This window comes from Bacteroides sp. RTP21281st1_H5_RTP21281_210402, assembly GCF_040918965.1.
Lineage (GTDB): Bacteria > Bacteroidota > Bacteroidia > Bacteroidales > Bacteroidaceae > Bacteroides > Bacteroides congonensis.
In genome coordinates this window covers 183,712-204,950 of the sequence record NZ_JBCOWR010000011.1, presented here as the reverse complement: position 1 = coordinate 204,950, position 21,239 = coordinate 183,712, and the positions used below count along the sequence as shown (strand labels likewise).

General features: G+C 41.2%; 16 protein-coding genes. 9 read left to right on the top strand and 7 right to left on the bottom strand.

Translation table 11 applies throughout. From position 1 onward, the window contains the following. Positions 1 to 75: 75 nt before the first annotated feature. The 7 genes from AB5443_RS16800 to AB5443_RS16770 all read right to left on the bottom strand — a co-directional run bounded on the left by AB5443_RS16800 (position 76) and on the right by AB5443_RS16770 (position 10,302). The gene (locus AB5443_RS16800; RefSeq protein ID WP_022137125.1) at positions 76 to 1,749 is read right to left on the bottom strand and encodes a PKD-like family lipoprotein; all 1,674 of its coding nucleotides are present in this window, start codon (positions 1,747 to 1,749) and stop codon (positions 76 to 78) included. Positions 1,750 to 1,767: 18 nt separating this feature from the next. After that, the gene (locus tag AB5443_RS16795; protein WP_022137126.1) at positions 1,768 to 2,514 is read right to left on the bottom strand and encodes a DUF4843 domain-containing protein; all 747 of its coding nucleotides are present in this window, start codon (positions 2,512 to 2,514) and stop codon (positions 1,768 to 1,770) included. Positions 2,515 to 2,535: 21 nt separating this feature from the next. Next, positions 2,536 to 4,059 (bottom strand): RagB/SusD family nutrient uptake outer membrane protein, encoded by a 1,524-nt coding sequence (locus AB5443_RS16790; protein ID WP_022137127.1) that lies wholly within the window; start codon positions 4,057 to 4,059, stop codon positions 2,536 to 2,538. Positions 4,060 to 4,071: 12 nt separating this feature from the next. Next, positions 4,072 to 7,428, bottom strand: coding sequence for a SusC/RagA family TonB-linked outer membrane protein (locus AB5443_RS16785; RefSeq protein ID WP_307995983.1), 3,357 nt, complete (start codon positions 7,426 to 7,428; stop codon positions 4,072 to 4,074). Positions 7,429 to 7,487: 59 nt separating this feature from the next. Beyond that, the gene (locus tag AB5443_RS16780; RefSeq protein ID WP_368113746.1) at positions 7,488 to 8,693 is read right to left on the bottom strand and encodes a FecR family protein; all 1,206 of its coding nucleotides are present in this window, start codon (positions 8,691 to 8,693) and stop codon (positions 7,488 to 7,490) included. Positions 8,694 to 8,941: 248 nt separating this feature from the next. Then, on the bottom strand, positions 8,942 to 9,511 hold the full coding sequence (locus tag AB5443_RS16775) for an RNA polymerase sigma-70 factor (protein ID WP_368113744.1): 570 nt from the start codon (positions 9,509 to 9,511) through the stop codon (positions 8,942 to 8,944). A gap of 287 nt (positions 9,512 to 9,798) precedes the next feature. Then, complete coding sequence (locus tag AB5443_RS16770; protein WP_368113743.1) at positions 9,799 to 10,302, bottom strand: hypothetical protein; 504 nt, start codon at positions 10,300 to 10,302, stop codon at positions 9,799 to 9,801. A 795-nt stretch (positions 10,303 to 11,097) separates the two neighbouring features. Between AB5443_RS16770 and AB5443_RS16765 the strand changes: the two genes are divergently transcribed. The 9 genes from AB5443_RS16765 to AB5443_RS16725 all read left to right on the top strand — a co-directional run bounded on the left by AB5443_RS16765 (position 11,098) and on the right by AB5443_RS16725 (position 21,044). Next, positions 11,098 to 11,739, top strand: coding sequence for an HU family DNA-binding protein (locus tag AB5443_RS16765; protein ID WP_368113742.1), 642 nt, complete (start codon positions 11,098 to 11,100; stop codon positions 11,737 to 11,739). A gap of 177 nt (positions 11,740 to 11,916) precedes the next feature. Beyond that, positions 11,917 to 12,132 (top strand): DUF3791 domain-containing protein, encoded by a 216-nt coding sequence (locus tag AB5443_RS16760; RefSeq protein WP_195407776.1) that lies wholly within the window; start codon positions 11,917 to 11,919, stop codon positions 12,130 to 12,132. Beyond that, the gene (locus AB5443_RS16755) at positions 12,129 to 12,629 is read left to right on the top strand and encodes a DUF3990 domain-containing protein (protein WP_195407775.1); all 501 of its coding nucleotides are present in this window, start codon (positions 12,129 to 12,131) and stop codon (positions 12,627 to 12,629) included. Before AB5443_RS16760 ends, AB5443_RS16755 begins: the two co-directional genes overlap by 4 nt. 13 nt (positions 12,630 to 12,642) lie before the next feature. Further along, positions 12,643 to 12,846, top strand: a complete 204-nt coding sequence (locus AB5443_RS16750; RefSeq protein ID WP_229088124.1) for a DUF3791 domain-containing protein — start codon at positions 12,643 to 12,645, stop codon at positions 12,844 to 12,846. A gap of 138 nt (positions 12,847 to 12,984) precedes the next feature. Beyond that, a complete protein-coding gene (locus tag AB5443_RS16745) occupies positions 12,985 to 13,560 on the top strand; it encodes an RNA polymerase sigma factor (RefSeq protein WP_368113740.1) in 576 nt (191 codons plus the stop codon). Positions 13,561 to 13,640: 80 nt separating this feature from the next. Beyond that, entirely contained in the window at positions 13,641 to 14,771 is a 1,131-nt protein-coding gene (locus AB5443_RS16740; protein WP_368113738.1) for a FecR family protein, read from the top strand. A 256-nt stretch (positions 14,772 to 15,027) separates the two neighbouring features. Further along, the gene (locus AB5443_RS16735) at positions 15,028 to 18,348 is read left to right on the top strand and encodes a SusC/RagA family TonB-linked outer membrane protein (RefSeq protein ID WP_368113736.1); all 3,321 of its coding nucleotides are present in this window, start codon (positions 15,028 to 15,030) and stop codon (positions 18,346 to 18,348) included. An 11-nt stretch (positions 18,349 to 18,359) separates the two neighbouring features. Continuing rightward, entirely contained in the window at positions 18,360 to 19,922 is a 1,563-nt protein-coding gene (locus AB5443_RS16730) for a RagB/SusD family nutrient uptake outer membrane protein (RefSeq protein ID WP_022138043.1), read from the top strand. A 42-nt stretch (positions 19,923 to 19,964) separates the two neighbouring features. Next, positions 19,965 to 21,044, top strand: coding sequence for a TlpA disulfide reductase family protein (locus AB5443_RS16725; protein WP_022138042.1), 1,080 nt, complete (start codon positions 19,965 to 19,967; stop codon positions 21,042 to 21,044). The last annotated feature ends 195 nt before the right edge of the window (positions 21,045 to 21,239 follow it).

Here is a 21,239-nt window from a genome sequence, read left to right as displayed (position 1 = left end):
TAAACAAAGGAGAATCACATAAAGTATTCAAGACTCAATGCGATTCTCCGCATAATCTATATAGATCAAATTATTTTAAAGGTCAAACTGAACAAGCTGGTTAGCATTTCCTATTTTATATAGCACATCCACTATTTTTCCAAAATTATTATCTCCCTCCTTCTCACTTTCCTCATTCGGGTATAATTGTTTTATTTCTACATCATTAACCAATCCTGATTCTTGTTTATTCTTCTCTTCTACCCCATATATAAAGAAACTTCCGTCCTCCAAGGCAACCCCTAACTGACCGTTGTAAGTCCCGTATTTTGGATACAAATATATATCATTAGATGAAAGAGCAATCACCTTCTTATCAAATGTATGAATCAGTTTTGGAACAGACGCTACACCCTTCACATATTGGCAATACCACAATTCATTCCCCATTGCAATAACAACATATTTTTTTTGTTCAAATACAGCCATATCTGTATAGTCTTTATTTTTCAATGGTGTCAAGTCATTCTCATAATAATCATACATCTCCCATTTTTTATTCTTCATTCTGAAATAACGCAATTGATAGGACATATCGTTACCCTTCATCAAAGCAACCCATGCTTGCATCATGTCGCCGTCCAAATTAACTGACGCAGTTTTCATTTCTACTATACTTTTATCACTCATATTCTGAAAATTCTCAGCGTCTTCTCCTTCAAACTCAACTATTTCTCCGGTATCCTTCACCGTATTATCATAAAATGTCGGGTCATTGGAACTATTCTTTACCCCACCTCCATTTCGAATAATCACCAACGAATTATCCTCTTCACGGAGAGCCAGAACCGCATCCATATTTCTATCCTTAAACTTCTGTACAGGATATAAAGCGCTGAATTTAGTATAATTCCACAATGGAATAGACATATAAGCTCCAGCATGAAAATCATTCGCAACCGGCTTCGTGTGCATATAGATATATCCATTTTCATCGCGAATAAATTTTGCAGAGTAAGACATGGCAGCTTCTACAGGTTTGAAGCCTCCCACCGGCAAATCCCCATAAAACTCATCCTCTGTATATACTTCACGCTCCAAAGTATTACCGTTCAGCTCCACCCAACGATCTTGCATCACTACCAGTTCATCATATACAGTCTCTACCTGCCCGAAAGTACTGGGATAGCCCAAGTGTTCAAAGATACCTTTGGGATTAGTTCCCAAATCTTTGACTAAATACTTTTCGACAGAATGATATGCGATAGAATCACGTACCACTTTCTCCCCCCAGATATTCACAGTTTCTGACACGCCATACAAAGTCTTAATCTTGATAAATGAAAGTGTTGATTTTCCATCTACGTCAGACAGAACCACCCATCCTCTCTGATAAGGAGAACGAACCAAAATGTCAGTTGAAGCAGAGTACTTAACACCCGTTTTATTGTCGATGACAGAAAATGTGAGTTCAAACAATCCGATTTTATGAGAATTGAAAGTATACGAAGGCGTTTTTACATTCAGCAATTCTCCGTCCATCCTCCATTCGTAGCTCACATCCGGGTCTGTTTTATCAATTGTAAACTCAAATGTGGGTGTTATAACCAAGTCTTCATCTATCCCAACACTATAGTTTTTCTCAATATTTTTAATAGTGCCTTTCAATTCATTAATCGGTGTATAATCATAATTGTTTTTATCATCCAGGCAACTGCAAATACTACCCAATAAAAGTAGTGATAAAATATAAACTGTTATCTTTTTCATACTTTTTCCGTTTTTTAATTATCCGGCAACAGGAATTTCCATTTTACCATACTCATCACTCATTGGTTCATCCGGATGTTGAGTATTATAATCTTTAATTCTATTTTTCAAACGCAGTGCATATTTACGCAGTACAAACATGTCTTTTCCGTCAAATACCACCCCGTCTTTCTTCAATTCTTCCAAAAACATTAAATATTTCTTTTCCGAATACCTCCCCAGATACCATTCTTCAACAATATTATAGGGATTATTTACATCACCGTCATTTCTAGTCCACCACTCAGGTGCAAACAATAAATTAGATACAGAAATAATGGCACGTGAATAAACACTCGGACCTTGACGAACCTCACCACCGTCATTCACTTGCAACGTCAGTAGTTCAGCTTTCGTATCCAATTTCTCGTAATACTTCAAAACCACCAATATTTCTCCGGTTAGTTCTCCTGCTTTAATTACGCATTTCTCCGGTAATTCATATTGTGTAGCAGGCAAAGTCGTTCGTTCCGGATCTACACTGACCGTAAACTCCAAATCCTTATCCTGTACTTTTCCAGAAATAGTAACTCCTAATAATATCTTAGCATTTTCACCTTCATTATAAAACTTAAAAGATACACCTGTTGTATCTGTTGTCATATTTTTCTCAAATGCAATATATGACACATCATTTGTATGGGTCAGTAATCCTTGCTCCTCACAAGAAGTAAAGAAGGAGACTCCCAACAATATAATGATTATATAAAAACTTATTTTTTTCATATATCTTCAATCTTTCAAAATTTAAATATTGCTTTCCGAATCAGGCAATGGCATCACCAAATATTCTTCAATCGCCGGATATTCTACGGACTGCTTTTTATCCGATCCTTCCAAATTCCGTTTCAGGCGCTTGTATAAAAAGAAAGTCTGTCCTTCGCCTATAAACTCGCGACGAGCATCATCAACTATCAAATTAATAAAGTCTTGCTTCGTACCCGATTTGCTAAGATCAGGAGAGCTAATACCTCTTCCTTGTTTCACAGTTTTAAGATATGTCTTGGCCAATTCCTTATCCGTATCATAAATAGCCTCTGCAGCTATATAATATACTTCAGACATACGGATCATAGGCACCATTGTACTATTCACTTTTCCAAAACCAGAACCTTCATCTTGTTTTTTATACTTCAATGAACGATAGAAAGAAGAAGTATTCGGTCCCAACTGATACTTAAGACGCCAATCTTTACCGCTCTCGTTACCGAAGAATTTCGTTACCACAGCATCACTCAAAGCCAGATACCTTTCATCATCCGGTTTCGTAGCATTATCACTTGCATGATTAATCTCCAAATCCCAATCAGTCTGATCTGTAGAGTATAATGCAAATATGATGTCTTCATACATCTTTATATTCCCATTCTCTATATTCATTGGTCCACTATAACTGCTTGTTACTGCCTTGTAATAGCCTTTATCAGCATTAATATCTATTAGTAACTTCGCTGCCGCATATGCCTTTTCCGGTTGTCCTGCATACAAATAGACACGCGCCAACTCCGCAGTTACAGCATGATAATTAAGATGGAATCCTCTGTACCAAACAAAACGTTCCTCTCCGGAAGGAGACTTAGTAAAACGATTACCTGAAGTAAACTCTGATGACTTATCTACATCCTCCAAAATCTTTTGTGCTTCTACCAAATCAGCGATGATGCGTTCCAAACAGTAACTGACTGTTTGTCGGTCGGCCAAATAAGATGGATATTTGTCCACATAAGGAATAAAAAGCCTGTCTCCCGGATTCATAGCCAAAGACGGCGCATATATACGTAACAAATCAAAATGCATATATGCCCGTAAGGCAATAGCTTCTCCTAAAATCATATTTTTCTCCTGTGTACGTTTGTAGAACAGCATTGTATCTTCCTCTGCCACTTGCTGTGCAAGGTTATTGCAATTGGCTATAATATTCCACGCAGCACTCCACATAGCATCTGTTGTAGGAGTTAGTTCAGAGTTCTTATACAAGAACTGAGATAATTTCTTCATAGCTTTACCACCACCGCTGTCGGGAGCTTTGTCCAAGTCATATACCTGTCCCCAACCATCTATCAACCCCCAACTCAGGTTACTACCGTATAAATCGAAAGTTGCCAACTTCCGGTATATACCATTCAGAGCTGTACGATAACCGTTTCCTGTCTCAAACAAATATTCTTCCTTTATCTCATCCGCAGGTCTCACGTCCAGCCAGTCACTACAAGAACTGAACGAGACAGCCGCTAGACATGACGCAAATATTAGAGTATATATCTTTTTCATTTTTCTTCTTTTTTAGAACTGTGCTTTTAATGAGAATTCCACTTTCCAAGATCTCGGATAACTCAATCCGCGTTCCTGTTTAATAGAGGACCAGTTTATCAGGTCGCTCGTAGAAGCTTCCAAACGAAGCAGATTCATACGGAGATGTTTTTTTATCCAGTCACGGTTAAAATCATAGCTGACATTCAATGAATTCAATCGAACCAATGCTTTATCCTGTACAAAACGTGATGTTGGCAAAGTAGTCATCCCCCGGTCTTTAATATCTTTAAACTGAGCTATGTCACCCGGTTTTTTCCATCTGTCCGTCAATACACGTAAATCGACATTCTTATTCACTAAGTCCGCATTCTCCACATTGTTGACCAATGTTTGATTGTATTCCTGTCCACCCCATTCATAAAGGAATGAAGCAAACAGAGTCCAATTCTTATACGACAGGTTCAACCCGAAAGCACCACTGCATTTAGGTTCTGTATTTCCAACTACAACTTCCTGCGCAGCATTCCACTTATCAGCTATAGAACCATCACGGTTCAAAAAGATCTCTTTACCCGTGGTAGGATCAATGCCCAATGAACGTACAGCCCAAATTGAAGTCAGAGAAGCTCCTTCCTCATACTGTGGCAGTGGTACCGAATACTCCGCACCATGAGACAGTCCTAATGTTTCCTGATAAAGTGCTTCATTTTTATAATAAGCGGTCACTCTCTCATTATATGCTTTCTGAGAGTCGGAAATCTTCAAAATCTCATTCTTATTGTGTGCCATATTTCCCCATAAGGCCACATTCCAGTTTCTGTCACGATAAATATCCGCACGAAGTTTTAATTCTACACCTTTGTTGGCAACTTGTCCCATATTATCTTTGTAAGTTGAGAAACCAGAGGTTTGGGAAAGAGTGACATCATTCACCAAGTCGATTGTCTTATTATAGTAATACTCGAAATCAATAGTCAATCGGTCATGTAATGTTTTTGTTTCAAGACCAAAACTCAGCTTATCCGTCTTTTCCCAAGTCAAGTCTTTATTGCCTAAAGCCTTCAATACAGCTCCATAACCTGTTATATACCATTCATCAAATAAAGTTTCATACATCGTCGTTGCAGCATAAGCCGGAAAATTGACTTTACCGGTACGCCCATAAGAAGCGCGTAATTTCAACTTATTGATATAACTATTACTTTTGAAGAAATCATAATTATGTATATTAACACCCACACCTCCAGAAAAGAAAGGAGCCCATTTCTGATTCGCCCCAAACTCTGACGAACCGTCGAAACGTACAGAAGCGTCTACCAAATAAATATCATTCCACGTATAATTGGCAGAAGCCAATACGCTGACCCTTCGTGTGGTATTCTCAGTACGGGTAGGTTTCTTATATACTTCCGCCGCATAATTGAGCGAGTGGAACTCACCCGACGGAAATCCACGATAATGAGCATTGGTACTTTCAGTAGTACCAGAAGCAGCTTCCCAACCTGCTGAAACATTCAAGTTGTGCTGCTTGTTAAAACTACGTGTATAGTATAAAAAAGCATTAGAATTCCAATCCAGACTTTCTCCATTCGTCGTATACAAATCACCGGCAAGATTATTATCTTTTGAACCTGTAACACTAGTCTTGCTTGAAAGCGGATCAATAAATTTCTCTGATTTGGAATATTTCTTCGTTACACTAAATTGTCCTTTAACCGTCCAGTAATCATTCAGATACCAGTTAAAGCTCAGGTTATCGATAACCTCATCATAGGAATTCCAATTATAATTACCCAAAGTCGCTTCATACAGCGGATTATTATTATCACGTCCACCGATTTTCGAATATGTGAGTGTCTCCCGGAGTGTTCCATCATCTTTATAAGGAGAGTCATAAGGCTGTAGTCCGGTAAAATCACTAAACGAACCATACGGAGACTCTTTCGATTTCGTATGTCCAAAAGACACATAGTTTCTTACTTGCAGATTCTTGATACGATAATCTAATGAGAAGCCTGCACTATATCGGTTACGCTCTGTACCCTTCATCACACCGTCTGCTATATTAAATGAACCGTCTACACCATAACGCAGATTAGGAGTTCCTCCCTCCAAGTAAACACTATGCTTATGATTGAAAGAGTTTTGAAGTGGAATAGACATCCAATCTGTATCTACTCCCTTTTGGATTAAAGCATATTTCTTATAATAGTTATTCATTCCTACTGCAGTTGTCGGAATATTGAGTTGTCCCTTATCGAACATGCCTGCGAGACGCTCTATTTCTAATTTCTCCGATGCATTTGCCAAATTATAATCTCGTAAGTCAGGCATTTCCAGCGTTCCTGTAAAGTTGTAAGAAACACGTACCTCTCCTGCTTTCGGAGCAACAGTAGTAATTACCACCACACCATTAGCTGCCCGCGAACCGTACATAGCAGTAGCAGCAGCATCTTTCAAAACCGTCAAGCTCTCAATACGGGTAGGATCCAAGTCATATACCTTCTCAATACTTACCTCAAAACCATCCATGATGAAGGTTGGTAAGTTAGGATTATTCTCCAAATTTGATTTTGAAAGTTGATCTTTATCAAGTTCTTTAACACCAAAACCAGAACGTCCACGGATATACATTTCAGGTAAAGCATTCGGGTCAGAACCAAATTGTACGTTATCTACCAGACGGAAAGAGGGATCGAATGACTGGATTGCTCCAATTATATTTGTTTGCGACACCTTACGAAGATCATCACCCGAAATCTGAGTCGAACTACCTGTAAAGCTGGATTTACGTACATTGCTATATCCGGTCACAACCACATCTTCCAATGTTTTAACATCGTCTACCAATGTAATTTCAACCGTTTTCCGGCGGGTAGCATCTACTTGAACAGTCTGCTTCTTCATACCAATAAAAGAAACTTCCAACGCCACTTTATCACTTTTCACGTCCAAAGTGAATTCACCTTCAATATTGGTAGAAGTACCTGTACGTGTACCTTTAACAATAATACTGGCTCCGGGAATCGGCTCTCCATGTGAATCTGTCACCATACCACGAACACGGTTCTCACGCTTTTGTTTGCGAATGACAACGATACCGTCTTTCATCACATAGTCAAACCCTTGAGGATTCAATACCAACTTAAGAGCTGCGTCCCATCGCTCATTTTTCACATTAATCGACACCAGAGGAACGCCCTTGAACATTTGTGAATTATACAACATATTCACGCCTGTCTGTTTCTTCACTGCATCCAAGACAGTCTCGATAGAGACATTGTGCAGTTTCAAAGTTACCGTCTTGTCTTGTGACGGTAAAGCCCATGCACTAAACGTGCAGCACATTGCCACTAGAAAACATAGCAGCCATCGTTTTTCTCTCATAAATTAATAATTAAACTTTTGTGTACCTAATATTCTAATTATTCTAATATTCTATCCTTTTATTCCTGTTCATCCGCTTTGTCATATATCAATATACTCCGCCCACTGATTTTGTAAGTCAGGTCGCCCGTCAGTTCCAGTGCATCCAGGAAGGAATTTATTGTTCCGTGACGCTTCAAGCTGCCACTATAGGTAATATCTCGCAGGTTCGGAGTTTCGTAATAAACCTGTATGTCATACCAGCGTTCGAATGTCTTCATAATATCGCCCAGGGGACGGTCATTAAAGATGTACATGCCATCTACCCAACCAACATATTCTTCCAAATCCACCTTGCGTTTCGTTGAACTATTGGCAAATACAACAGCCTGTTCACCCGGTGAAAGGGTAATCGTTTCCGCATTTAATGTGGAGAATTTCACTTTCCCATGTACCAGAGTCGTATAGCAGACAGGGGCATCGGCATAAGCATTCACATTGAATTCAGTACCAAGTACGGTTATTTCTCCAAGATGAGTTTGTACCACAAACGGATGATTCTCATCCGCCACAACATCAAAATAGGCCTCACCTTCCAAACGTACAATTCTGCGTTTACCGCCAAAACGTACCGGATAAGTCAGTTTGGAGCCGGCATTCAAATGCACTGTCGTTCCATCGGCAAGGATTACGGTGTTTTCACCCCCACGCGGTATAACCAGTTCATTTGATTTGGCAGGTTGTTCTTCGACGCTTTTCTCCTCATGTTGTGTTGTGACGGTAGGCTGATAAGACAGCACTCCTTTCTTATATTTTACTTGAACACCGTCCACGATTACGCTTACTTCTTTTTTATGCACATCAATCACGCTGCCATCGGGCAAAGTCAGTTGTGCCTGCTGGGTTCCCGGCTGAATCAGGGCCTTCCCCTCTTTTTCCGGTGAGATATAGTTCGACATATAGAAAGAAAGGGCAACGACTAAAGTAACGACAGCCGCAGCAGCGTACCACCAAACACGGAGAGAACGGCGCTTCTGCGCTTCCGGTTCCATCCGCCCGATATTCTGAAGAAAAGACTGATAAGCCTTCTTTGACGAATATTTTTGATATTCTCCAAAGGCGACTTTCAAAGTCTCCCCGTTCTGTAATTGTTCATATACATTTTGTAAGTCCGGACATTCCGCCAGCCGTTTTTCAAGGTCTTGTTGCTCCACTTCATCAGCTTCTCCCAAAAGAACCTTTCTCATTAGAGCGGCATCTTGATATACATTTTCGAACTTCTTCATCTTATTGCGATTTTTTTAATTAAACAATTGTTTAATTCATCTTTATTATAGATATACACAACTCATAGAAAGGGGTGACAAAAAGATGATATTTTTTTGAGATAGGAGAATAAGGATTCAGAATTTAGGGGCAGAAATATATCATAATGTCACAATATAAAAGAAAAGCTTTTGATTTTAACAAAGAAAACAAATCTTAATCAATCAATAAAAAGATAAAGAAGTATCAGAATGACTTTTTTATCTTTTTAGAGAAATAAACAAAGAATTATGGAATGCATGGAATCCCCCAGCCTTTCACGGAGAAACTTATAGCTGCGGGTCTTTTGGGTTTTGACGGTATTGATACTTATCTTCAGACGTTCCGCTATCTCTTCCCACGTATACCCCTCGATTCTCATTAAGATAATCCGGCGTTGTTCGGCAGGAAGTTCTTCAATATGACAATACAGTTGGCGGATAATTTCTTCTTTTACCGTCAATGCATAAATCATATCTTCATCCTCTACACCTTCTTCTTCGGCTAAAGAACTCAATATGGTATCATGGATTTGATTATTGCGTATATATAATAAGGTGTTATTATAGCAGGCGCGATAAAGATAATTGGTAAGTTCTTTAATATCGGAAAAGGTTCGCTTGCCCTCCCATACAGAAATAAAGACTTCCTGCACCAAATCTTCCACCGCATCGGGAACCGGCAATATCTTGGAAACATAAACACATAAAGCAGCATAAAAACGATCGTAGAAATCGCCCCACATCTTTTCATCCTTCCGGTTTACTCCCGCTACTATGGTGTCAATTTTATCGTTCATACTGTCACATTACCTGCGAAAAAAGAAAACAGAATTCATAAAAATCACCGTAACTACTTACTTTTGCGATATTTACGAATGCAAATATATTGTTTTTTTTCAGAAACGCAGACCTTGCCGGCTTACAAAATAGAAAATAAAAAAGCTCTCTCACATACATAGAGTTTTTTCACTTTTCTCTTTCACCTATCACCGGGGTTCTTGAAACAGTTTATTCATGGTACTTCCAGATATGGTGATAGGTTGTCGGCAACCTATCACCTCATCTATCACCTATCACCGTCTTTTTATCGCTCTGATTTCTTGTTATTTCTCCTCAATCTTACCGGAAACCTCATTCCGACACGACTACGAGCTGTTATTTTCTTGATTGTCATACACAGCTTCTTCAACCAACATTTATAACAACATGTTTGCTCCAATGCAAGTTCTACTGCCAAATCCCGCATTTGGTCATTCTGCTCCAGCCACATCCTACGAAATGCATCCCGCTGCGTTTTTGCTTCTCTATACATTTCTATTTCCTTGTCGCGTGCACTTAAGAGATAGGCATACGTTACACAAGTCTCGGATTGGCTGATACTAAATCGCTCCAGCATCTTAACATATGCCAGAGTATTCCCTTGCTCCTTGACTTTCAGGAATGCACGAAGGCATTCATCGTTTACTACAACCGTATTATATTCCTTGAGATAGGCAGTTATCACTTTCATGTCCGCCCAAAGTTGGATATACTCTTCATCAAGGTTGTGTCTTTTAGCCGCTTCTTTTATGCTAATCCATTCCGACATAGTGTTCGTTTTTTATGTGTTATACAATTAAAAAGAGTGAAAGCTCTTTTCTTAATATATTAGCACAACGGGCATCTGCACTTTCTATAATCCGGTGGGTGGGGATTAATCAGGGTATATACAAGGGCGCGAAACAAACCGTCCGGACACAAGAAAGGCGCAGATGCTGTTGCACCATTATCCCAATTCAAGGCCAGCAAAACCCTTCCAGAAGATAATGAGAACAACAGACATCCACGCCAATCGTTTATATATAACACATCTTTAACTGATATGTTGATATACGGCAATCCACGTGGAGTATCTGTTGTATCATCTCTCTCTGTTTAAAATTTGCTGATTTTTGAATTGGAGAGACAATACGTTATTTACTCCATAAAGGAAATAAAAAACACTTTCCGCCAGTTTCATCACGCCGATGGGCTGAAAGTGCGTGACAAAGATAGATGTTTTTTTTGAACTATGTCGGAAATACGGGAATAAATATAAGAAGTTTTGTATCAACAATGAGTCAGACAAGGCAATGCAAGTAAAGACGCTGTTAAGGTATGACATGAATATAGGACTTGCAAGTATTTAACAAAGAAAATACTTCCTTTCTTCTGAAACGAAAAACATGCATTCTTATGCTGATATGTCGTTACTTTGTCGTATCTTTAGTGCTTATTTGAGGAAAGCCGACTGGAGTTGTCTAGTTAGCTGACTATAGTTGACTGAACAGCCGATTCCAGTTGTCCAAGTAGCCGATTACAGTCGTCTCATGATGAAGTTAAACATTTTTATTAATAAGAAGTAATGGCTATTGTATTTGATTGGTATGAAAATCCTAATGCATCTTCGGAAGAAGAAGAGGCAGCGTTGCATCCGCGCATCTTTATGAATGGTAAGGTGGATACGGATATGCTTTGTTATAAGATTCATGATTACAGTTCGTTGACTGTGGGTGATGTAAAGAATGTGCTCGACAACCTGTCGAAGATTCTCGGCGAGTCGTTGCGTGAGGGAAAAGAAGTGCATATCGAAGGAATCGGTTATTTTTTCCCCACTTTGGCGGCTACGGGGAAAGTGACCCGCAGTACTCCGCACAAAACCAACAAGGTGACTTTTAAAACAGTCCGTTTCCGTCCTGACACTAATCTGAAAGGACATTTTGTTGGCGTTCGTGCCAGTCAGTCCAAGTACGTCCGCCATTCGGAGAAGGTTTCAGAGGTGGAGATTGACATCTTGTTGAAAGAATATTTTGCCGGACATCAGATGATGACCCGTCGTGACTTTCAAGAGATATGCGGCTTGGCTCGTACTACCGCCAAAACACATTTGGTTCGTTTGCGTGGAGAAGGAAAGCTAGTGAATATCGGTTTGCGTAATCAACCGATGTATGTGCCTGCTCCCGGTTATTATGGGGTGTCGAGAGATGCGGAACATCCCACACGATGAAGGGTGTGAAGGACGTGAAAGAGATGTTTTCACTCAACGAATCACATAAAATGACTGATAGATTGAGAATTATCTCAATGTGAAGGGAATGAACAACCAATCGAATAAAAACTAAGAGAACCGATTGCTTTACGAAGAATTAATGCTATTTTTGCAAATGACAATCAATTGACGGATATGAATTTTGAGACGTTAAGTTTTACAACCTTTTGTGTAGGCAGCCTTGCAGAAGCATTGAAAATGAGTGCAGGGAAAACATATGAATTACTGCGTACTTCCGGAATACTGACAGATTATCTGATTCCGGGATATGACGTTCTTCATACATTCAGCAAAGAATATATCGTGGAGGATCTTATCCAATATATGAAAGAGAAAGGAGTATTAGCATGAAACTATATCATGCATCGTCATTAGTCATCAAACAACCGGATGTATATCATTCACGAGAACATCTGGATTTTGGAAAAGGATTTTATCTGACTTCTTTGTACGACCAAGCCTATAAATACGCCATGCGCTTTCTACTCAGAAGACAAAAAGCCTATATTAATGAATACATGTTGGATGACGAACTATCAGACTTTAAGATTAAAATCTTTCAAAGTTATGATGAAGAATGGCTGGACTATGTAGGAGAATGCCGCAGGGGAACACAGGATGGACTTTTCGATTTAGTAGAGGGCGGCATAGCCAATGACAAGGTATTCAATACTATTGACCTCTATTTTTCCGGAGCCATGAGCAAAGATGACGCGTTGGGAAGACTGGCATTTGAGCATCCCAATCATCAATTATGCATCTTGAATCAGGAAATAATAATTCGCCATCTTCATTTTATCAGTGTCAAGGAAATAACAACAAGAGGAACTGACCATGCAAGCCGATAAAATCATACTGCAAATGAAATATGCCCGAATAGTCCGGTTGTTTGCCGACTTTCTCCACTTGCCATATGAAGACGCACTTGGATTCTTTTATGATTCGGATACTTATCGTCTGGTAAGTGAAGGAATAGGTGACATGCACTGCTTAAGCGATGAATATCTAGCAGACGAACTATTGATGGAATGGAAAGCAAAAGAGGGTAATGACTCAAATCATTAACACGCATCATTATTAAGGTATGTTGATGAGTATGAAATTATCTGTTCACCGAGTTATCGATATCTACTATTAATAATTATCAAAATGTTCCTAGAAAGCTTTTTTTTCGTTTCTTTGCAAAACCAAAAGCAGTAAGTAATGCACAGATTTCAAGAGAAACAAAAATATTACGACGAAAAAGACAAGCTCATATTGGAACTGTTTCGCACCAATCCTCAAAGTGCGTTCAAATTGATGTTTGATACGTATTATATGCCTCTTTGTCTTTATGCCGTGCAATTGACAGACTCTTTCAGCATGGCTGAAGACATCGTGCAGGACTTCTTTATCTCTTTTTGGGAGAAAAAAACATATCAGAATATTGCTGTCAAGTTACGCAGTTACCTGTTTTATGCCATACGGAACAACTCTTACTTATTATTAAGGAAGAACAACCTCGTCTCGATGGAAGAACTTTTCGATACGGAAATAGATATCACCGAATCTATCACCGACGAAGAAGAACTGAGAGAAAAAGAGAGGAAAATCATGGAAGAACTAGAAAAGCTGCCCAAGCAGGAACTCTCTGCCGTGCAAGCGGTGATTCTCGAAAACAAAAAGTACAAAGAAGCGGCAGAAGAACTGAATATATCCGTGAATACCCTGAAAACCCATCTGTCACGTGCACTGAAGCGCTTGCGCAAAGATAACAACCTAATACTTTTATGGCTATAAAATAATTAATTTTATATTTTTCGTTTCTTATGTCACCCATTTTGCAACTTTTATACTCCTTATTATAAAGGATTGATAAAATGAGCAAAGAAATGAAAAACCTTCGCACGCAGTTCAATAATTTGAATGAACACAAGAAGGCGGCAAAGACATGGTTTGAACATCATAGAATCAGACGCTGCCTTGACTTCATCGAACAGTATGACGCTGCACAAGCATGGAAACGCCTTCAGAAAAAGAAAAGCCGGAGACAAATACGTCGCGTGACATATACATCTGTTGCTGTCGCAGCATCTTTCCTGCTCATTTTCACACTGGCTTACACTTCCTTATCTCATAATTTCCCTCATAAGGAAACAGAACTTTCCGCCGCAACGGATTCTTTTCCGGAAATGGGCAGTAAAAAAGCCACTTTAACCCTGGATGACGGGAAAGAAATAGATTTAGGTACAAAAGAAGGAAATATAGAGAGTACGGAAGGTACAATTGCCGTCAGCAAGCCCAATGAGGCGCTTGTTTATCAAGACACGAAAAAGGAGACGCCCAAGACTCTCAAATACAATACGCTGACCGTTCCCCGTGGTGGCGAGTACCTGCTTGTTCTGGCAGACGGGACAAAAGTGTGGCTAAATTCTGAAAGCAGCCTGCACTATCCGGTCAGTTTCGCGAACAAACGTGAAGTTGCTTTGACAGGTGAAGCCTATTTTGAAGTTTCCAAAGATAGCAAGCGTCCTTTCATAGTCAGCATGGCCGGCAACAAAGTAGAAGTACTGGGCACCAAGTTCAATGTCTCAGCATATCCGGAAAATAGAATATACACGACACTGGCGGAAGGAAAAGTAAAGATATATAACCATGAGCGCTCGGTCACCTTGCTCCCGAACCAACAAGCGGCAATGCACGGAACAGGAGATATCAAAGTAGAAAATGTGGATGCAAGACTCTTTACATCGTGGTCGCAGGGAATGTATGAGTTCCGCAAAACAGAACTCGGTGACATCGCCGCACAACTTTCACGTTGGTATAACGTAGACATATGCTTCAATGATGAAAAGCTAAAGCACAAGCGTTTTGCCGGAGTCATATTCCGCAATAACGAACTCAGTTTCGCCATCGAAGTAATCGAGAAAGTGTCAAACGTGAAATTCATCAGGGAAAACAATAAGATATATATAACAAATAGCGGAAAGGGTGGAGCCTTCCCGCTATAACACAACAATCAAAATCCTGTGAAACAGGAAATTTCAATCATTTAATCAAAACAAAGTTATGGGAAAAAAAGTTTTAAACGAAATTTTTCTTCGTAAGAATTTAATGATTAGATGTTTTATAACTTTTATGCTCTTCTCTTTAACAGTTGGCACACAAGCGTTTGCCCAGGCCGACAAGAAGATAAGCATAAATGTTCAAAACACTCTGGTCAGGGTAGTGTTAGACCAATTGCAAAGGGAGACAAATTTGCATTTTGTGTACGAAGAAACGACCATTCATCCGGGACAGACAGTGACGTTGAGTTATCAAAACGCTTCGTTATCCGAAGTCCTTCAGGATTTCTGCAAACAGACTTCGCTGCGTTACGAGATTAAAAGGAACCTTATTCTCCTTTATCCTGAAAAGGAAACGGCACTCAGCGACAAAAAACACGCTCCTATAAACATTTCGGGCACTGTTACAGATGAAAACGGAGACGGACTGGTAGGTGTAAGCGTCTTTGTCCCCAGAAGCAATAACGGTACAATCACGGACGCAAACGGACACTTTTCAATCAAAGCCACACCGGGCGAGGTACTGACATTCACCTTTGTAGGCATGGCTGACCAGATGATCAAGGTCACTCCTGCCACCAAAGCCGTAAACGTAAAATTATTGCCTGCCACTTCCGCGTTGAGCGAAGTGGTTGTGACCGGTTACCAGACTCTTTCCAAAGAGAGGGTGACAGGAGCATTCGGGCTTATTTCTTCCAGCAAACTGGAAACCAAGTTACAGCCCGACTTAAAATCTTTACTGGAAGGACAGGCTGCCGGCATCGTGATAGACAAGAAAGGAAACATTGAAATCCGGGGTGTCTCCACTTTCAACGCCGAGAAAACCCCGTTGCTCGTAGTCGACGGCTATCCTATCGAAGGAAAACTGGAAGACCTGAACCCTGACAATATTGAAAACATCACAGTACTCAAGGATGGTGTGGCGGCTTCCATCTACGGCTCGCGGGCAGCCAACGGGGTTATCGTCATCACGACGAAGCGCGGTCGGAAAGGAAAAGCGGTAGTCTCCTACAAAGGTTCGTTCAACGTTACGCTGAAACCTGATTTAAGCAAACTGAACAGGGCATCTTCCTCGGATTATATTGATGCCGAGATTGACTTGTTCAACCAGTCGCCGGATAGTTACGACCCGTTGGATGAAGGAAACATGAGCAGAGTCAGCTATCTGCTGATGCAGGCACATAACAATAAGATAACACAGGACGAAGCCATGGCGGAAATAAACCAGCTCCGCGGGGTGGACGGTTTGAAACAGATTGAGAAGTATATGTTCCGCAACCAGCTAAGCCATCAGCACAATGTCTCCATTTCCGGTGGCGGAGACAACTATATGTACAACGTAGCAGCCAATTATAATTACAAGAGGGGCAGTTTCATCAATACCGATGAGGACAGGCTGATACTGGATTTCAACAACCAATGGAAACCTTATAAATTCCTGACCATAGACTTGGGAGCAAACATCTTGTACAACCGTACCAATGAGCCGAACACGACCTATTCAAGTCTGACCGGATACAGCAGCGGCTCCGCCTTACAGCCTTATACCGCCATTGTAGACGAAAACGGGAATCCGTGTAACGTATGGGGAATCAGCCAGTATAAAGTGAAAACTTACCAGAATACGCCCGGCATGAAAGACTGGTCATATAATCCGATTGAGGATGTTTACAAAGATGCGATAAATACCGCGAACTTCAGCACGAGAATCAGCGGCAAGCTGCGTCTGGACATCATGCAGGGACTGAATATCGAAGTCGGCGGGGTATGGCAAAGGGGAAATTACCAATACAAGCAATTGCGTCAGGCCGATTCTTATGCCGTTCGCATCGCCTACAACGACGCGACTTCCAAGACAAATACCGTAAACCATTATCTGCCCGACGGTGCCATTATCAATGAAAAAAGAAATGTAAGCGAAGACTGGACGGTACGTACCCAAATCAATTACAACCGTTCATTCCTGAATGACAAACACCGCGTCACACTCCTTGCGGGCAATGAAGTACGCCGTTCCACATACGATTATAACACCATGGCAACCCGCGCGGGATACAATGAAGTGGCCGGTTCCTTTATTCCGATGAATTTAAAGGATTTTGTCGGGAATGTGAACTATTCGGACATGCTGTTCGGCTCTCCGTGGAGTCCGCCGCTCTATGACACGTTCACAAACGGAGAATATACCTACCGTGACAACCGTTTCGTTTCCTGGTATGGCAACGGCTCCTATGAGTACAATAACAAGTTTATCGTAAGCGGCAGCATTCGTATGGATTTGACCAATTTCTTCGGTACAGACCCTAAATACCGCCATAAACCGCTTTGGTCTGTCGGCGGAACCTATAAGCTTGCCAATGAGGAATTCTTCAATGTGCCGTGGATCAACAGGCTGAATATCCGCGCGTCTTATGGTATAAACGGTAATATCGCTTTGGATGAAGGCCCGTTCTTAATCCTGGAAGCAGGGGGTTACAACCAGACGACCGGTGGCGTATCCTACAAGGTAGCCTCTCCGCCCAACAACCAGTTAAGATGGGAAAAGACCAAAACGACCAACATCGGGCTGGATTTCTCTTTCTTCAACAGCCGGTTGAACTTCAGCTTTGATTACTACACCAAGAACAGTTCCGATCTGTTGGCAAAAGACGCGATAGACCCGACTACCGGCTTTGCTTCTCTGACCAAGAACGTGGGCAGGATTGTCAATAACGGTATAGAAATAACCGTGGACGCTGATGCTATTGCCACGCGCAATTTCAAATGGAATATCAATTACAATTTCGCATACAATCATAACAAGGTGAAAGAGTACAATGTAACACGCAGTTACGCAAGCAGTTACACACCAAGCACAGGCTCGGTAACTGTTGCCGGATACCCTGCCAATTCTATCTGGGGATATAAATTCGCAGGCTTGAACGAAGAAGGAGCCACCATGATTTATAACTCAAAAGGAGAAAAAATACTGATTGGTGACGCCGAGATAGACGATGTTTATTGTCAGGGAAGCTTACGTCCCAAATTCGATATGTCCATGACTCATAGATTCAGTTACAGGAACTGGGATTTATCGTTTATGTTGATTGCCAAATTAGGTCACAAATATCGCAAAGATTGCTTCAGCGGTTCCAACTATTCCAACCGCCATGTAGGCGAAAGATGGCAAAAGCCGGGAGACGAGGCAACGGCAATCTATCCGGTACTGAAAAGCTGGAATATGGATTTGTTTGATTTCCCATATCTGGATATATTAGTCGGAAATGCCAGTTATATGAAATTACGGGATGTCACGCTGGCTTACACGTTTGACCGTTCGCTCATCAGCAAGATTCATCTGAATAACGCAAGAGTCTATTTCCAGATGCGCAATCTGTTTAGGATAACAGCCAAAGGCGTTGACATAGACCCCGAAATCGCGGAAGTGAACGAAACCGGATACTCCGGCCCCACTTACGACCAGGGATACACTTCATTGCCTTTACGCCCTGAGTTTTATATCGGTTTGTCATTCTCATTTTAATTGAATAGATCATGAAACTAAAATACTTATTTTTGATATCCATCGCCTTTACATCTTGCAGTGATTTTCTGGATGTGAAGCCCATCGGCAAGTTAATACCGACAGAGATAGAGGAATTTGAGAATTTGTTAAATAATGAAAGTACCATCAAGTACCATTTCATGGATAACAACAATACCTCTTTTTACTCTATGTTGGCGGACAATTTATCCATAAGCGAGAATCAGGATAAATATAAATATATCAGCTCGTATGTCAATAAGGATGTATATGCAGCCTATACTTTCAATGTGCCTTATGAGAGTCCCATCAAGCCGCAATATACGTGGGAATGGGGAATCTACCGGGCAGTCGGATTATTCAACAATGTCATCGAGGGCATTGAAGGGCTGGACGGTGCCGCCGGAACAGAAAACGGCAAAGCGGTTATCGCGCAGGCCAAAGCCGGACGCGCATGGTCTTACATGGTAGGCGGACTGGGCTATGGCCCGATGTATAACCCTGACGGGGACAACAGCACCAAAACAATTCCTTACCGCACTTCGGGCGACCCTACTGTGCCCAATCCCGACCTGGCTACCACAGCGGAACTGATGCAGCTTGTAAAGAAAGATTTGGATGACGCGCTGGACGCTCCCGAAAATGTAGTAAATCCCTGCCGTGCCAACAAGGCGGCCGTGCATGCTTTGCGGGCAGAATATTTCATGTATATGAGAGACTGGCCCAATATGCTGAAAGAAGCGTCGGAAGCATGGAGCCGTTCTCTTGCACTGAAAGGAAGTGTCGATAATATGATTTATGATTTCAACCAATGTTATTATGAGGATGACCCCAATGCCGAGCCGGCAGAAGGAACGGACAAAGAACTGTCACTCGACTTACTCGGACAAGACCTGCTGTTCAACCAAAGTATACACAGGGAAAATCTTTTTTACAGAACAGCACCTGCAGGATGTGCCACCACCAATGGCCAATCCACTTATTACCCGTCGGATGATTTCCTTGCCCTGTTCGACCCGGATACCGACAGGCGTTACCAGTTATTTGCCTTGAGAATATTAGGATATTCGACGACCGTAGGCGGCATAAAATATGAGGACGGCATAAAAAGGACTTATTGCCGCAGTTCCAAAATGCTGACCAATCAAGGCATCACATATCCTCAGCTTCTTTTAATGAAAGCAGAAGCGGAAGCCCGCACTTCCGACAAGACAAATGCATTGAAAGACCTGAACCTGTTGCGCAAGTACCGTTATTCCGGTGATAATACCGACTTGCCGAACGGCAGTTCATTAAATGAAGATGAATTACTTTATGAAATACTAAAAGAACGCCGTCGGGAGTTGCCTATTTCATCTTATCAGCGTACCTTTGACATCAAACGTTTTGTATATGATACGGGAAAGCCCTGGTGTCAGACTACAATCACACATAAGATAGGAAGCAAGACTTATTCGGCTCCGGTGAATAATGAGTATTACACGCTGCCGAAATCGAACTCTATCATTGAAAAGAATCCGCAATGGGGATTGGAAGTCGATAACCGCCCATATGACCCGCTCGGAAAGAAATGAACAGATAACTTGAACATACAATAAAACTTTAATATTCGAATTATGAACAGAATCAGTATCACGACATGCGCATTATGCATGTCACTCGCAGCATCCGCACAAGTAAACTATACCATCAAAGGTAGCGCTACCGGTATGGATGGGCAGACAGTCTATCTCAATGACGCAGAAAGCGGTGAAGCCGCCGCAATGGATAGCGTAATTATCAGTAACAACGCCTTTACATTCAAAGGAACACAACCAAAAGCTTGTTTTGCCACCGTATCAGCGGGCAGAGCCAGAACGACTTTAATCCTTGAAGACGGGACGATCAATGTCTCTCTGGATAAATCTTCGGGAAAAGCGACAGGAACGCCTTCAAATGACATTCTTGAGGCTTGCAATGAGAAGATTAATGCATTCAACAATGAATACAAAGCATTAAGGAAACAGGCTTCCGAATTAAAAGAAGAGGATAAGGACAAAATGCTCGAACTGGAAAAGAGTTGGGAAGATGTAAGTAACAGGCAAACGGCAGTAGTAAAAGAATGTATCAACCAAAACCTGAACAATATTGTCGGAGCACAGTTACTCCGCCGCTTTGAAAGCAGCCTGTCAAGCGAAGAGGTTACAAAAATTCTTGCAGCCGCCTCTCCTGTCATGAAGGAAAACGGATATACTCAGGCTGTTATCAAGCACCAGACTGCCATGAAACGCGCAGAAGTGGGACAGAAATATACAGATGTCAAATTGAAAGATGTGAACGGCAAAGAGGTTGCCTTATCCGACTACATAGGAAAAGGGAAATATGTATTGATTGACTTTTGGGCTTCATGGTGCGGTCCTTGTCGCGGGGAAATGCCACATGTAAAAGCAGCTTACGAAAAGTTCGCTTCCAAAGGTTTTGAAGTTGTCGGCATCTCTTTGGACAGCAAGAAAGAAGCATGGTTGAAGGGAATAAAAGATCTGGGTATCACATGGCCGCAAATGTCCGACTTAAAGGGCTGGAAGTGTGAAGGCGCTGCCGTTTATGGCATAAGAGCTATTCCTGCCACCCTGTTAGTAGACCCGAATGGAATGATTATAGGGAAAAGCCTCAGAGGTGAGGAAATTGAAAAGAAACTGAGCGAAGTCTTGAAATAACAAGGAGTGTCTTCATCATTGAATGAAAGAACCATCATTGCATGGAAAAGTCCCGGAAGTTTTTTCGGGACTCTTTCTTTTAGAAAAGCCCCTTGCTCAAAAAAGGAGAACCCGTGCATCTCCTGACATGGCACAAAAAAAGAGCGAATCATTCCGCCCCACCTTTAAAGAATCCCCCTAATGGGATTCTTCTTT